Source organism: Bacillus sp. LR--39, assembly GCF_053613335.1.
Genome location: NZ_JBSIOT010001175.1, coordinates 1 through 609, shown reverse-complemented (window position 1 = coordinate 609; position 609 = coordinate 1). Strand labels below are relative to the sequence as shown.

The 609-nt window shown below is 50.7% G+C and carries 1 protein-coding gene; it reads left to right on the top strand.

The window, feature by feature from the left end:
• On the top strand, positions 1–609 hold a 609-nt coding region (locus ACWHAR_RS29235), incomplete at both ends, for an amino acid permease (RefSeq protein WP_452088716.1).

Below are 609 nucleotides of genomic sequence, written 5' to 3'. Positions count from 1 at the left end.
AATGATCATGTATTTTACGATGCTCTGCCTTGGGGAGCTCGCTGTGGCAATGCCGGTTTCAGGCTCTTTTCAGACGTACGCGACAAAATTTATCGGGCCTGCTACAGGGTTTGCCGTCGGCTGGATCTATTGGCTCGGCTGGTCGGTTACTGTTGCTTTGGAATTTTTGTCAGCGGGGCAGCTGATGAAAAGATGGTTTCCCGATGTCGGCGTCTGGATATGGTGCTTGATTTTCGGGCTGCTGCTTTTTTCACTCAATGCTTTATCGGCAAAGGCTTTCGGGGAATCGGAATTTTGGCTGTCCGGCATCAAAATTATCGTCATTCTTCTGTTTATTATTCTCGGCGGAGGCGCGATGTTCGGACTCATCGACTTGAAAGACGGACAGGCTGCACCGTTCTTTTCCAATCTGATTGGAGACGGAATTTTTCCAAACGGATTCGGCGCGATCTTTATCACGATGATCACCGTCAACTTTGCCTTTCAGGGGACGGAGCTGATCGGGATCGCGGCGGGGGAAAGCGAAAATCCGGAAAAAACGGTGCCCCGCTCCATCAAACAGACGGTCTGGCGGACACTGGTGTTTTTCGGCCTGTCCGTATTTGTACT